General features: G+C 63.4%; 10 protein-coding genes. All 10 read left to right on the top strand.

Translation table 11 applies throughout. The annotated features are described in order from the left end of the window. The 10 genes from FAZ79_RS07470 to FAZ79_RS07425 all read left to right on the top strand — a co-directional run bounded on the left by FAZ79_RS07470 (position 1) and on the right by FAZ79_RS07425 (position 14,173). Positions 1-1,674 carry a ShlB/FhaC/HecB family hemolysin secretion/activation protein gene (locus tag FAZ79_RS07470; protein WP_169303639.1) on the top strand — a complete coding sequence of 558 codons (1,674 nt, stop codon included), beginning with the start codon at positions 1-3 and terminating at the stop codon, positions 1,672-1,674. 32 nt (positions 1,675-1,706) lie between these two features. Then, entirely contained in the window at positions 1,707-7,889 is a 6,183-nt protein-coding gene (locus tag FAZ79_RS07465; protein ID WP_169303638.1) for a hemagglutinin repeat-containing protein, read from the top strand. A gap of 922 nt (positions 7,890-8,811) precedes the next feature. Beyond that, positions 8,812-9,129, top strand: coding sequence for a hypothetical protein (locus tag FAZ79_RS07460; protein ID WP_136867352.1), 318 nt, complete (start codon positions 8,812-8,814; stop codon positions 9,127-9,129). Positions 9,130-9,170: 41 nt separating this feature from the next. Next, on the top strand, positions 9,171-9,440 hold the full coding sequence (locus tag FAZ79_RS07455; RefSeq protein ID WP_136867351.1) for a hypothetical protein: 270 nt from the start codon (positions 9,171-9,173) through the stop codon (positions 9,438-9,440). Between the two features lie 37 nt (positions 9,441-9,477). Then, positions 9,478-9,924 (top strand): hypothetical protein, encoded by a 447-nt coding sequence (locus FAZ79_RS07450; RefSeq protein ID WP_136867350.1) that lies wholly within the window; start codon positions 9,478-9,480, stop codon positions 9,922-9,924. A gap of 136 nt (positions 9,925-10,060) precedes the next feature. Beyond that, a complete protein-coding gene (locus FAZ79_RS07445) occupies positions 10,061-10,765 on the top strand; it encodes an outer membrane beta-barrel protein (protein ID WP_136867349.1) in 705 nt (234 codons plus the stop codon). A 137-nt stretch (positions 10,766-10,902) separates the two neighbouring features. Continuing rightward, positions 10,903-11,739, top strand: coding sequence for a hypothetical protein (locus FAZ79_RS07440; RefSeq protein ID WP_136867348.1), 837 nt, complete (start codon positions 10,903-10,905; stop codon positions 11,737-11,739). Between the two features lie 61 nt (positions 11,740-11,800). Next, positions 11,801-12,370 carry a hypothetical protein gene (locus tag FAZ79_RS07435; RefSeq protein WP_247709522.1) on the top strand — a complete coding sequence of 190 codons (570 nt, stop codon included), beginning with the start codon at positions 11,801-11,803 and terminating at the stop codon, positions 12,368-12,370. Beyond that, entirely contained in the window at positions 12,367-13,602 is a 1,236-nt protein-coding gene (locus FAZ79_RS07430) for an MFS transporter (protein WP_211238818.1), read from the top strand. Before FAZ79_RS07435 ends, FAZ79_RS07430 begins: the two co-directional genes overlap by 4 nt. 88 nt (positions 13,603-13,690) lie before the next feature. Further along, positions 13,691-14,173 (top strand): hypothetical protein, encoded by a 483-nt coding sequence (locus FAZ79_RS07425; RefSeq protein ID WP_136867347.1) that lies wholly within the window; start codon positions 13,691-13,693, stop codon positions 14,171-14,173. The last annotated feature ends 24 nt before the right edge of the window (positions 14,174-14,197 follow it).

Here is a 14,197-nt window from a genome sequence, read left to right as displayed (position 1 = left end):
ATGGCATGGATCGCCGTGTCGCTGGCCGGGATCGTTGCGACGCCTGCCGCCGCGCAGGCAACCAACCCAAGCGACGAGTCGCTCCGCCAGCTCGAGCGCCAGCAAGAACTGCGCGAGCGACTCGAATCGTCACCCGACGTGCGCCTGCCGCGCCCGTCGCGTCCCGCGCCGGCCATCCCCGCCAACGAAACACCCTGCGTCAACATCGACCGCATCCGCCTGGTCGGTGAGCCCCGTCCGCGGTTCGAGCGCGCCCTTCGGCGGGCGCTCGGGGCACTTGGTTGGCAGGCCGGACGGTGCCTCGGCAAGGACGGCATTCGCGCCATCCTGCGCGAGACCCAGCAGCAACTCATCGAGCTCGGCCTGATCACCACCCGCGTGAGCGCCCCGCCCCAGGATCTCGACACCCGCGAGCTACAACTCTCGATCCTGACGGGACGGGTCGGCGTGCTGCGAGCGAGCGATGCCTCTGGCAGCCGTGCCCGCCTCGACACCGCCTTTCCGGCCGATTCCGGCGACCTGCTCGATCTGCGCGACCTAGAGCAGGGGCTGGAAAACCTCGAACGCCTGCCCAGCGTCACCGCCGAGATCGACATCCAGCCCGGCACGACACCCGGCGAAAGCGACGTGGTGGTCGACTGGCAGCAGGGCTTCCCGTTGCGGGTATCGCTCTCCATCGACGACTCGGGCAGCCGCGAGACGGGGCGTTTTCTCGGCACGGCCACCGTATTCGGCGATCACCTTGTCGGCCTCAACGGCCTGTTGTACGCCAGCCTCACCCGCAATCTCGGACTGGATGAAAGCACGCACCCCGGGCGCACTCGGTCGTACACGCTGCACTACTCCGCGCCGTTCGGTTACTGGCGATTCGGCGCCACGGCAAGCCGTTTCGAGTACGACCAGACGATCGCAGGCCTCAACCGCGACTACCGCTACAGCGGCAAGGGCGAGCGACGCGAAGCCGAAATATCCCGGGTGGTCCACCGCTCCGATGTCGGCCGCACCCGGCTCAAGGCGACCGCGTGGCTGCAGACCTATTCCAACGCCATCGACGAAACACGCATTGCCGTGCAGGACCGTCGCATGGCCGGGTACACAGCGGGCATCGAGCACCGGCATTTCCTCGGTCGGGCGACACTCGACCTCGCGCTCAGCCACCGCTGGGGCACCGGCATGCTGGGCGCAACGACGGCCCCCGAGGAGGCATTCGGCGAAGGCACCGCCCGACCGCACATCACCTCGTTCCACGCCCGGCTCGACGCACCGTTCGTCCTCGCCGAGCAGCCCCTGCGCTATCGCGGCCAGATCCGCGGCCAGTTCAACCACACCCGTCTGATCCCGCAGGACCGCTTCGCGATCGGCAGCCGTCATTCCGTACGTGGCTTTGGTGGCAACCTCCTGCTCAGCGGGGAACGTGGCGTCTACTGGCGCAACGAAGTGCACCTGGAACTCCCCGGCCCGCTGCACCCCTACCTCGCCCTGGACACCGGGCGCGTCGACGGCCCGTCGACCGACGACCTGCCGGGGCGCCACCTGGTCGGTGCGGCCGTCGGCCTGCAATGGCGCTGGAAAAACACCTGGATCGACGCCTGGGCGGCACGGGCCATGGACCGGCCCGCCGCCTATCCCGACCCCGGGCTGCAGGCCGGCTTTCAGGCCGGCATCCATTTCTGAATTCGACGACACGCGCAGGACAGGGACACGTCATGACGCACTCACGATCCATCCCCACCCGTCGATCACTGGCGGTATGGGTTACCGCCGCACTCGCCACCCCGTCGGTTGGCGCGAGCGAGATCCACTCGCACCCGGATGCGCGCGGCGAACACCGCCCCAGCATCCACGAATCCGGCAATGGCACGCCGGTGGTCGACATCACCACGCCCGGCGCCGACGGCGTCTCGCATAATGTCTACCGGCAGCTCGACGTCGACAAAAAGGGCGTGGTATTCAACAACGGTCGGACGACCAGTGCGACCGCACTGGCCGGGCAGATCGGTGCCAATCCGGCGCTCGCCAGCGGCACGGCCGATCTGATTCTCAACGAGGTGCGCAGCGCCACGCCCAGTCAGCTCGCCGGCTACCTGGAGATCGGCGGCGACCCGGCCGACCTGGTGGTTGCCAACCCCGCCGGCATCACCTGCGACGGCTGCGGGTTTATCAATGCCGAACGGGCCATGCTGACCACCGGCCGCCCGTTGTTCGACGGTGACCGCTGGACCGGACTGGACGTGCGCGGTGGGCGCATCCGCATCGAGGGCGAGGGCATGGATGCCAGCCGCACCGCCGAGGCCGACCTGTTGGCCCGCGCGGTCGAGATCAACGCCGGGCTATGGGCCGACCGGCTCGAGATCACGACCGGCACCGGTCGTTTCGACCGCAGCGGCACGCTCACCGAATCGCTCGCTGCCAACACGCCATCTCCCGAATGGGGCATCGATACTGCTCGCCTGGGCGGCATGTACGCCAACAAGATCCGCCTGGTCGCCAACGAGCACGGCGTGGGCGTTCGAAATGCCGGCACCATCGCCGCCGGCGAGGCGGGTCTTGCCGTCACGGTCGACGGCAAGCTGGTCAATCACGGCACCGCGACCACGGCGGGCAACGCCCGTCTGCAGGCCGACAGGATCACGAACACCGGGGAAATCCACGCGCAGGCCGATCTCGAACTGGATGTCGCGGGCACCTTGGACAACCGGGCCGGACGCATCACTGGCCAGGCGGACGTCACGGCCAACGCCGCCGCGCTCGATAACCGAGACGGGGCGATCCTGACCGGAGAGGCACTGACCCTGACGCTCGCCACGGGCCTCGAGAACGAGGCGGGGCTTGTCTTCGGCCAAGACGAGCTGCAACTCGCCACATCGACAATGAGCGGTGATGGCCAATGGCTGTCGGATGGCGATATCGGCATCACGATCGGCAGTGACCACGAACAGCAGGGCGAGGTGGTCGCAGGCAGGGACCTCTCCCTGCAGGTCGACGGCGAGCTGACGAATCACGGCCGGTTGGCGGCAACGGGGGCGGCGGACGTGGGGGCCGAAGCAATCGCCAACCTGGACAATGCCGAGATGGTGGCCGGCGCGTTAACGATCACCGCCGACGACCACCTGCACAACCGCGGGCTGATCGACGGTGGCGAGGTCGATCTCGCGGCCACCACCATCGACAACACCCCCGGCGCGCGGATTTACGGCGACCTTCTCTCGGTCACCGCTCACGCGTTGCGCAATCTGGGAGACGACGCATCAGCGGCCACGCTGGGCGCACGCGATCGGCTCGAGCTGGGTGTCGACCACACCGAAAACCGAAACGGCGCCCTGATCCTGAGTGCGGGCGACATGCAGCTCGCAGGGCGCGACGAGGCAACGGCCGACCATCTCCTCAACGAGAACGCGAGCATCGAGGCATTCGGCGACCTCTCGATCACCGCCGATCGGATCGACAACCTCAATGCCGGGGTAGTCACGACTCAGGTCGACGAGCCACCGGTCCAGGAGTCCTGGATCCAGTTGCGCGGCAGCCAGCGCACCTTCGATGCCGCCGACTGCTCGAACCTCTACCACGAGAACGTCTGGTGCCAGGGCTATCCGCACGAGATTTCCGATTTCACCTGGTTCCAGGCTACCGCCGTCACGTCGCACACCGAGGTCGTCGAAAGCCGGCCGGCGACCTTGCAGGCAGGCGGGAACATGAGTCTCGAGGGCGGCACGTTACGCAACGTCGACAGCCAGATCATCGCCGGCGACAGGCTGCAGGCCGATCTCGACCATCTCGACAACCACGCCACCCAGGGGCAGGACATCACCCGCCGCGAGGGCACGGCACGCTTTACCACGGTGGAGTCCTGCGGCTTCGCGGGCTCGGACCACTGCCGCGAATGGCACGGCACCAGTCCCTATCGCCCGGCGCCGGAATACGGCACGCCCTACGACCTGCCAACCGTCACCTTTACCGGACAGGCCGATCCCGCCCCCTCTGCGCCAACCATCCCGGGCATCGCCGAGGCTGACCCATCGACATCCCCGGCCCTCCCCTCGGCCAGCCTGTTCCGCCTGACGGCAGACAACCCCAACGCCTCGCTGATCGAGACCGACCCACGTTTCACCGCCTACCGACAGTGGTACGGCTCCGAGGCCATGCTCGAGGCCCTGGCCCGCGACCCCGCCCACACCCAGAAACGACTCGGTGACGGTTTTTACGAACAAGCGCTCGTCCGCCAGCAGGTGATCGAGCAGACCGGGCAACGCCGCCTCGACGGGTTTGCCGATGACGACGCGCAATTCCGGGCCCTGATCGATGCCGGTATCGCGTTCGGTCGTGATCTCGATCTGGCGCCCGGCGTGCGCCTGACCGCCGAGCAACTCGCGCGATTGACCACCGATATCGTCTGGCTCGAGAGCGAGACCGTGACAACCGGTGGAGAACCAACTCGGGTGCTCGTGCCACGCCTGCATCTGACCGACGGCGCGACCCGACAAGCGGGAACATCCGGGCGAATCGCGGCCACGGACCTCGACCTCTCGGTTGCCGGCACCGCCGTCAACCGCGGCACGCTGGCGGCAAGCGAGCAACTCACGCTGTCCGCCAATCGCATTGAAAACCTCGGCGGATCGTTCGACGCGGCACGCGCCCACCTGAGTGCCGATACCGACATCCACCAACGCGGTGGCCAGCTGCACGCCGACCACGCGCTGTCGCTAACCGCCGACCGGGACATCCTGATCGAGGCTGAACCCCAACACGGCGAAATACAGGCCGGCTCCAGTCATTTCTCAAGGGATCAGATCGTCGACCGCGGCCGACTCTCGGTAGCAGGCGCCGGCAAACTCGATGTCATTGCCGGACGCGACCTCAAACTACAAGCGGCCGACGTCACACACGACGGCAGTGGAGCCACCACCCTGTTCGCCAGGCATGACCTAGAAATGACCACCGCGACCGAAGGCGAGAGCGAACGACTGGTCTGGGACGCCGGCAACCGCCTCGTCCAGGGAAAAACGCACGAACGCGGCACTCGCATCGACACCCGCGGCAACCTCGAATTGATTGCGGGGCGCGATCTCGCTGCGCGCGCCGCTATCATCGATAGTTTGGCCGGCAAGATCGAGCTATCAGCCGGGGATGACCTCCAGCTGGATGCCGGCCGTTCTTCACGCCATTGGGAAGAGGCTCACAAGATCACCGACAGCGGCTTCATGTCGGGCTCGGTCACATCCACCCTCGATGCGTCCCAATCCGATCGGGCCAACGGCACGCAAGTAGGCGGCCAACAAGTGACGCTCACGGCCGGCCAAGACATCTCCATTCATGGTAGCCAGGCAATCTCCGACCATGGCACGAGGGCACAGGCTGGTAGGAACCTCACACTCTCGGCAGTGCGCGAGGAAAACTCCCGACAGCATTTCCAGGAGACAACCCGCTCCGGGCTGTTCTCCAACGGCGGGCTGTCGATCACCTACGGCAGCCATCGTCTTGCCAGCAGCAATGACGTGGTCCGTCAGACCCGCGTCCCCGCGCAACTGGCCAGCATCGAGGGTGACGTGAGTATCGACGCCGGGGATATTTATCATCAGAAGGGCAGCGCCCTTCTCGCTCCCATGGGGGACGTCGACATCCAAGCCGGGCGGGTAGAAATCGTCGAATCCCGACAGACCGGCAGTACCAGTCAGATGCACGAAATGGAGCAAAGCGGACTGACGCTCGCATTGACCAGCCCAGTCATCGACGCGGCGAAGAGCATTCAGCGCCTCGCTCAGGCAGCCGACGACACGGACAGCGACCGCATGAAACGTCTCGCAGCCGCCAGCGCCGGTCTGGCCGCCGTGGACGCCTATAGCCACATCAAGACCGGCGGCGCCACGGAGGATGCCAACCTGGCGGACAAGGCCGGCGGCGTCAGCATCAACATCAGCGTGGGCGCCAGTGAGAGCCACTATCAGGCCAAAAGCCACTCGGACGCGGCCCGCGGCTCGTACATCACTGCGGGTGGTGACGTTCGTGTCAAAGCAGCGGGTCAAGATGAACGAAGCGACATCCTGGTTCGCGGTAGCGACGTCCGCGCCGAGGGAAATGCCAGTCTCTCTGCCGATGACGAGATCGCCCTGTTCGCCGCCGAATCCCGTCGCGAAGAGCGAAGCGAGAACGACAGCCAATCCGCCAGCGTGGGTATCGGCATCGACCTGGGCGGCAACGGCGTGGGCTTTTCCATCACCGCATCGGCCGCCCGCGGTGAAGGCGAGTCGGAAGCCAGTGAGCTCACCCACCGGCTCAGCCATGTCTCGGCCGGCGAGACCGCCAGCCTGCAGTCGGGGGGTGACACGGCACTGGTGGGGGCCGTCGTGACTGGACAGCGGGTCCAAGCCGACGTGGGCGGCGACCTGCGTATCGAAAGCGTTCAGGATCGAACCGAATACCGTGCCGAACAGCACAACGAGAGTGTTGGGGTGAGCATCCCGCTAGGCGGGTTCAGTGTTGCCGCTTCTTATTCCAAAGAAGACAGCGAAGCCCAGGGAAGCTACCGGTCGGTCACCGAACAAAGCGCCATCCGCGCCGGTGAAGGCGGATTCGACCTCACCGTGGCCGGCAATACCGATCTGGTTGGCGGCGCCATTTCAAGCGACGCTGATCCCACAGACAATCGGCTGGTCACGGGCACCCTTACCTCACGTGACCTGACGAACTCCGCGTCCGCCAGCGCCGAGGCCAGCGGCCTTTCTCTTTCCAGCGACATGGTGACGCAAGGAAGATACGGCGCAGCTAAAGGCCTTATCGCCAATACATCACTGGACGCCGATCGTTCCGGTGAGTCACAAGGCCGTACACGGTCCGCCATTGGCGAAGGACTTTTGATCATCACCGATCAGCAGCGCCACGAGTCTCGCACCGACATGACCGTCGGCGACGCCATCGCCTCCCTCTCGCGACAAACAAATGAGACTCATACGGCGGCGACATTCCAAGATGCGAAAGCGATGCATACGTCAGTGGAGGCGGATAGCAAACTCAAGACGCTTGCCTACGAGCAAACCAGGAGTGCCATCGGCGATTGGGTATACGCATCGGACGACGCCGAAAAAAAGGCCGCTCTCCAGCAAGCATGCGATGACGGCGCCAGCAGTTGTGAACCAGAAATTGTCACGGACTTCAGTGATCACGACTTCGCTCATGACGAAGATGGCACCGTCTACCTTTTCAATCACGGCATATTCAACAGTGAAGAAGAAGCACTAAACAATGCGGTTGAGCAGCACGGCTCAAAGGCTCTGGAGACTGGGATATACACGGTCATAAACCCAGAAACCCCGAATGTTCTTTCCGAGTCCGTCTACGCATCACTCGACAAGATCCGAGAGTTCACTGGCTTGACCTGGCTATTCGGTGCGAGCAATTCGTCACATGCGAACGTCGACATTCGGGAAGCCATCCAGAAACACAACGAAAGGGCGGCTCAAAACGGAGGACAATTGCTCTACATCGAAGAAATCGATCACAGTCGCGGCAGCATGACGGCCAGTAACGCGACTCGATTGCAAGAAGTCAAAGGTGAGACAAGCACACCGGTCCGCAGCGTTTTGTTCAACGGAGCCGCCGCGAACGCACAGCGCATGGCAGATAGGATCGATACCGTCACTCGTGGCCTGGGAGAGGTCCACCAAAACACCCATCAAAGTGACCTCATAGGAATCATCTTTGGCGCCAACGCATCATCAGGCGGAAAGCCCGCCACGCTAGGCGATGCACATGGGTCCTACTTCAAGGACCTCCCTCCCAAATTTTTGACCGATGGCAGCGAAAACCCCATGAGAAGACAAGCAGACAGAGTATGGGGGCCTGGTAAAACCGGACAACCAATCCTCGTCAACCCAAGCTCGAACCGAGACCATTAGCATGCCAAACCTCATAATGTTTATTATTACCGCAAGCATTACGGCCGGGCTTTCCGGTTGCGTAATCACCTACATGGACAAACCGCTCCCATCAAGAACCGAGCTTTGGGAAAAACCGGGTTCAACGGATGCAAAGACAAGGTCAGACATCATCCTCTGCTCCAAAAAAGGGCAATCTCTCTACCCTGACGCAGACTTCTCTATGTACTTTAGCTACACAGACTACTGCATGCTCAGAAAAGGATATGAGTTCAATAACAACCCATCCGGCCGACCCTGGTGCATAAATGGCGGGGCATTCTGGGGAACCATTGCCTGCCACTACCATCGCGGCGATATAACCCGACAGAAGAGTGGAGAGCTGATCTGGAGGAACAACCAAACGGTCGCTCCAGAAGAATTCATGCAAATTAGGTCAGCCCCCTCTCCTTAGGAACGCAGGATTTATCTTAAACGCCATAAAAAGCCAAAGAAGATAAATAAAATATTGAACATACTCACTGAAGCGACGAACAAATTAGTAATCTTTGTCTTGACATCCGCCGGTACGGGGTGCAGCTGGCATCACATTGACGACCCAGCACCCGCGGGACATGAGCGGTGGCTCAGACCAGAGGCAACGATTTACTCAACCCAAAATGACCTGCGCGAATGCACGCCAGGGGAAATCACCTCATTCGAACATTTGCGCATAGTAGATGAGTGCATGCTTGGCAAAGGGCACCAATTCATCGCCCCCATCCGAGGACGGCGCAAATGTGACACACCGAGAATGATCAAACTCCCGTCATGCCAATCACTAAATGAATGACACCGGAGGGCGGGACAGCTTGCCCTAACAACCTTTGTCTCACCCTCCTCTTCCGCGTTTCCTTACCCATCTAGGATTGCGGTCACAGCCCCGTTCAAGGAGCGAACCAGCATGCAGTCAGCCGGAACAACACTCACATGCACAGTTGCATTGGCAATTAGCGCCGGGTGCGGCCTGCAAAATATCGACAAACCATCACCGAGCGAGTACGAGCGTTGGAGCAAATCAGGCACGCCCACCCCACAGACAAAACAGGACCTGAAGGTGTGCGGCTACAGAGATGCCACGTGGACCATCGAGCAGCAGATATCCGTAGACAAATGCATGCTGGGAAAAGGATATTCATTTATCGACCCGGTTCGAGGCATGAGCCAGTGCGATTACAAGCCTTATCAGATACTCCCGTCTTGCCAATCATTGGACAAGTGAAGTCCCGCCTGGCAACAACATTGTTCAAGGAGCGAACGACCATGCCAAAACGATTACTGACCTTTGCCCTCCTGATGAGCGGCGGGGCACTGCTTTCCGGCTGCCTGACCATGTCGGGCAACTACGAAATCCAGGCCTATGACCAGAGGGGCAAACGACTGGATCCGAACATCGTCTGGTACGCGGAAGGCCGTCACGTCTACACCGTCCGCAACGCCCTGTGCATGTCACATCCGGACGCCACGCTGATCACCATCGATCTCGAGACGGGGGAACAGCATCCCTCGGAAAGCCCGCACCGCTGTCGTTGACTGACAGCACAATCCATCGTTCAAAGGAGTGAACCTGATGAAGAAGCCACTTGCTTACTTCGCACTCGTCGCGCTCGCCAGCGGGTGCTCCACGGCCGGCACCACCCAACCTGGCCATTCGATGACAGACGACCTGTCGGCCTGCCTGGACCAGGTAAATAGCAAGAAAGACCTATTGCTGGTCGAGGCTCCGGTGGCAAACAATCCGCTATCCAACGCGATCGTCAACAGCCTCGCCGGCCAGTCCCCAGCGGCGGAAAAACTGACCGCGGCGTTAAGCAATCGGCAGGGCCGCCCTGTGCTGGTCTTCGGCAGGAATGAAGCCAACAACGCGGCCCTGTTGCGAGCGGCACTAAGGCCCCTTCCCGAAACGACGGCTGGGCGCGAGGTCTGCCTCGCCGCGAGTGGCGCGAAGGCGGACGAGCTTCGCACCCTGGCCGCATCGCGCGGATTCGAGCTTTTCCCCACGCGCCCTGGCAGCTGACATCGCCCCGTACCGCGTCCGACAGGCGACGCGCCTCCCTTTCCCCACGGACACGAACCCGGCGCCAAGACATGCCTTCGGCAACTAGGCGGCAGGCGCGCGTGTTCTCCTTAAGCAGTCGATCAAGGAGTGATTGATGAACAAGCAACTGCCACTGGCCGTACTGACGACAATCGGAATCGCGGCCACCAATCCCGCCTTCGCCGCGAGCGACATCTACCTCAAAGGCGGCATCGGCTGGGCACACAGCGAGGAGGAATCGGCCACCATCGGCGACCTCGCCGATCCACCCGACCGAGTGGAAGCCGAATCGGACGACTCGCTCGCCTACCAGCTCGGTGTCGGTTATCGACTGACCAAGTGGCTGGATGCAGAGCTTTCCCTGAGCCATATCGATGGATACGAATTGAGCGGTCCCTATGAGAATGACGGCAGTCCCACCGGCGAGGTTGGGCGCACCGAGGTGGACACGACCTCGATCATGGTTCTCGGACTCGTGGACCTGGCCGCCGTGCTGGATGCTTCCTGGCCACTCAAGCCGTACGTTGGCGTCGGTGCGGGGTATGCGAGGCACGACATGGGAAGATTCACCATCACCAATTTCAGCTCGAGAATCGACAGCCACACCAGCAGCGGATTTGCCTGGAAGGCGGTTTTGGGAGCCACCTACCCAGTGGGAGAAAACGTCTCTTTGGATGCCTCTTATGCCTACGCCGACTATGGCGAAGCGGAATCCAGCCTTGATGCATACGAGGGCGGCGGCAATCTCCAGTTGAACTCGCCTCTGACGCTCGACATTCACTCTCACGAACTCTCGCTTTCGCTGCGATACCGGCTCTAGCCCGGACATTTCATGAATCCGCGTGATGATCGCGCAGAATGTTGATTGCACACGGTTTTTTCTGATGGAGCGCCGTATCGGGGAATACGGTCAAGAGAAGAAAAAGCCGTGTGCGGTCAACAGGCCAGCGAGGGCGCGTGGATTTCATGAAATATCCGGGCACCCCCCGACGCCACGGAACGACACACAGCAAGGGGTCTCGCTCGCGTATCGACCGGGTGGCTCCTTGCCGATGGCAACACAACTTCCTCAACCTGGACGAGGACAGCATGAACACACGGAAAGTCTTACCCATCCCCCTGGCCGCGGTGTGCCTGACTGCCTGCTCAACGATCCCGGAGCAACAACAAGCCACCACCGACGAGGTCCGATCGGCCTTGCTTGCTCACCCCGTTGCCGTACGACCTGTTGGGCAGCCGGCCGTACTCGCCGAACGCACCAAAGGACGAGCGGTGGCCAACACGGTCATCGCCAGCATGGCGGCGACCGCTGCCGCCAACATGGGCGGCGCCGGCACGACGCGGGGCATGCAGGCCAATCACACCATCGCATCCGAATTCGGTACGCAGATGGCACGCACCCTGCCCGAGGCCGAGCTGATTCAGGCGGGCACCGGCCTCGATCGGGCCCTGGCCCACCGGCTGGCGCGGCACTTCCAACGGGATGAGTCCTCGCCCGAGGGCAATGGCATCCTGATCGAGGTAAACGCCGCGAAATGGGAGCTGGGCTACGAGTCGTTCCTCACCAGCAGCGACTATCGTCTGGACTACGACATCGACATTCACGTGACCGAATCGGCAAAAGCGGACCAGCAAGACCACCTCCTGAAGAGGATCGATTGCTCCGGCACGTTCGACCGCAAGATGCCGATCGACCGGTGGCGCGCGGACGATTACGAACAGGTCGACCAGGCCGCTCATGACATCGTCGATCGCTGCTACGAGCTGGCACTGACAGAGGTGGGGCTAAGTTGACGACGGGACGAGGCCCATAACGCCAAAGTCCACGGCGGCACTCATGGCACAATGCCCGCCCATGTCCGCCAGCCAACCCATCAAGCCCGGTTTCACACCGCCGCCCGACGATGTCGTCATCGACGAGGCGGCGGTGTTGCGTCTGTCGCAGTTGCCGCGCGGGGCGCTGGATGGCCTGGTCGTGCGCTACGGGCTCTCGCTGGAATGGGTCTCACCGGGCGAGGCCATCCCGGGCAGCTTCTGGGGCGACGACGAGGCCGGCATCATCGGCTCGACGTTGTATGTGCGCCCGGACACGGCGGTGCATTCGGCACTGCACGAGTTCGCGCACATCGTCTGCATGGACGAGACGCGGCGGGCGGCGGCGCACACGGATGCCGGCAGCGATGACGTCGAGGAAGAGGCGGTCTGCTACCTGCAGATCCTGCTGGCCGAGCACGTGGAAGGCTTCGGTCGCGAGCGGGCGCTCGCGGACATGCAGGCCTGGGGCTACACCTTCCGGGTGGGCTCGCCGGCGGATTGGTTCGCGGGCGACGCCGACCGGGCGATCGATTGGCTGTTGAACCTTGGGCTCATCGAACGGACCAACGGGGCCATTGAACCCACCTTCCGCCCACGAGGCACCGCATGACCCGTCTCGAGCGCATGCGCGCGGTCGCCACCTCGCCCAAGCAGATGGCCGTCCTGTTCCTGGGCTTTGCCTCCGGCCTGCCCCTGCTGCTCACCTCGGGCACGCTGCAGGCCTGGCTGACGATGGAGGACATCGACCTCAAGACCATCGGTCTGTTCGCGCTGGTCGGCCTGCCCTACACGCTCAAGTTCCTCTGGGCACCCATTCTCGACCGCTTCGCCGTGGGCCAGTTCGCCCGCCGCCGCGGCTGGATGCTGTTGACCCAGTCGCTAATCGCGCTCGGGCTGCTGGGCCTGGCGCTCAGCGATGCCCAGACACAGATCTGGCAAATCGCGATCTTCGCCCTGATGGTGGCCTTCCTCTCGGCCACGCAGGACATCGCCATCGATGCCTGGCGCACCGATACGCTCGACGCCCCCGAGCGGGGCCTGGGGGCGGCGGTGTTCGTCATGGCCTACCGCATCGGCATGCTGGTCGCCGGCTCGGCCGCGCTGGTGATGGGCGACCACATCGGCTGGCCGCTGACCTACGCCATCATGGCGGCACTAATGGGCGTGGGCATGGTCACGGCCTGGTTCGCCCCGGAGAAGGACACGCGCGACCTGGCCCCGAAGACCATGCGCGAGGCGGTCGTCGGGCCGATGAAGGCGTTCTTCTCGCGCCCAGAGGCCTGGACGCTGATCCTGCTGGTCATCCTCTACAAGTTCGGCGATGCCTTTGCCGGCACGCTGACCACCGCCTTCCTCATCCGCGGCGCGGGCTTCACCGCCACCGACGTCGGGCTGATCAACAACGGCGCCGGGCTGATCGTGACCATCATCGGTGGTTTGTTTGGCGGGCTGTGGATGGTCAAGCTGGGCCTGTATCGCGCGCTGATGCTGTTCGGCGTGCTCCAGGCGATCACCAACCTCGGCTATGCCTGGCTGTACGAATGGAACAGCTACGGGCTGATGGTGGCGGTGGTCTCGCTGGAGAACTTCGCCGGCGGGCTGGGGACGGCGGCCTTCGTCGCGCTCCTGATGTCGCTGTGCGACAAGGAATACTCCGCCACCCAATACGCCCTGCTCTCGGCGATCGCCGCGCTCGGGCGCATCTATCTGGGGCCGACCGCCGGCTTCATCGTCGAGGCGGTCGACTGGACGATCTTCTTCATCCTCACCTTCCTCGCCGCCCTGCCGGGCCTGTGGCTGCTGTGGCGCGCGCGACACACCATTCATCGTCTGGATCAATAGTGATCAGGGTCGCTGGGAACCCGGCAAGAGACGGATTGTCTCGCCATCTATACTGGAATCGACGCCGGCAACCACGGGAGGTAACGGCATGAAGGCACAAATCGGACGGATTCTGCTCGCGACGAGCGCGGCGCTCGTGATCGGCCAGGCCAACGCCATGGCCCAGCCACCGGAGCATGCCGGCAAACCGCAACAGTCCCAGGGACAGGGCGCGGCGGAACGACACAGCATGGCCAATCCGCCGGAGCGCCACGCCGAGCGCGAGCGCAACACCTCGCGCTACCACATCTCCACGCGCGAGCGGATGTACATCCAGGACTGGTACAGCCGCAACCTGCCGCCGGGCCTGGCCAAGCAAGGCAAGGTCCCGCCGGGGCACGCCAAGCGCCTGCAACGCGGCTCACCGTGGCCGCCACGTGACGTGGAATACGAACGCCTGCCGCGCGAGCTGGCCCGTCAGCTCTCCCCGCTGCCGGATCACATGCGCTACTACCGGGTGGGTCCCGACGTGGTGATCGCCGATACCGCCGGCAACGTGGTCAGCGACATCGTCTACGACATCCTCAATTGAAGGCGGCATGGCCTGCCCCCGCGG

The sequence above is a fragment of the Guyparkeria sp. SB14A genome, assembly GCF_005096345.1.
In the GTDB taxonomy this organism is placed as follows: domain Bacteria; phylum Pseudomonadota; class Gammaproteobacteria; order Halothiobacillales; family Halothiobacillaceae; genus Guyparkeria; species Guyparkeria hydrothermalis.
This window is presented reverse-complemented; position numbering and strand designations above follow the sequence as displayed.

Bases quoted from the DNA above. Each gene is read 5' to 3' on its own strand.
- FAZ79_RS07425 (WP_136867347.1), top strand. From the start codon at position 13,691: ATGAAGGCACAAATCGGACGGATTCTGCTCGCGACGAGCGCGGCGCTC.
- FAZ79_RS07430 (WP_211238818.1), top strand. From the start codon at position 12,367: ATGACCCGTCTCGAGCGCATGCGCGCGGTCGCCACCTCGCCCAAGCAG.
- FAZ79_RS07455 (WP_136867351.1), top strand. From the start codon at position 9,171: ATGCCAAAACGATTACTGACCTTTGCCCTCCTGATGAGCGGCGGGGCA.
- FAZ79_RS07460 (WP_136867352.1), top strand. From the start codon at position 8,812: ATGCAGTCAGCCGGAACAACACTCACATGCACAGTTGCATTGGCAATT.
- FAZ79_RS07435 (WP_247709522.1), top strand. From the start codon at position 11,801: ATGTCCGCCAGCCAACCCATCAAGCCCGGTTTCACACCGCCGCCCGAC.
- FAZ79_RS07445 (WP_136867349.1), top strand. From the start codon at position 10,061: ATGAACAAGCAACTGCCACTGGCCGTACTGACGACAATCGGAATCGCG.
- FAZ79_RS07450 (WP_136867350.1), top strand. From the start codon at position 9,478: ATGAAGAAGCCACTTGCTTACTTCGCACTCGTCGCGCTCGCCAGCGGG.
- FAZ79_RS07470 (WP_169303639.1), top strand. From the start codon at position 1: ATGGCATGGATCGCCGTGTCGCTGGCCGGGATCGTTGCGACGCCTGCC.
- FAZ79_RS07465 (WP_169303638.1), top strand. From the start codon at position 1,707: ATGACGCACTCACGATCCATCCCCACCCGTCGATCACTGGCGGTATGG.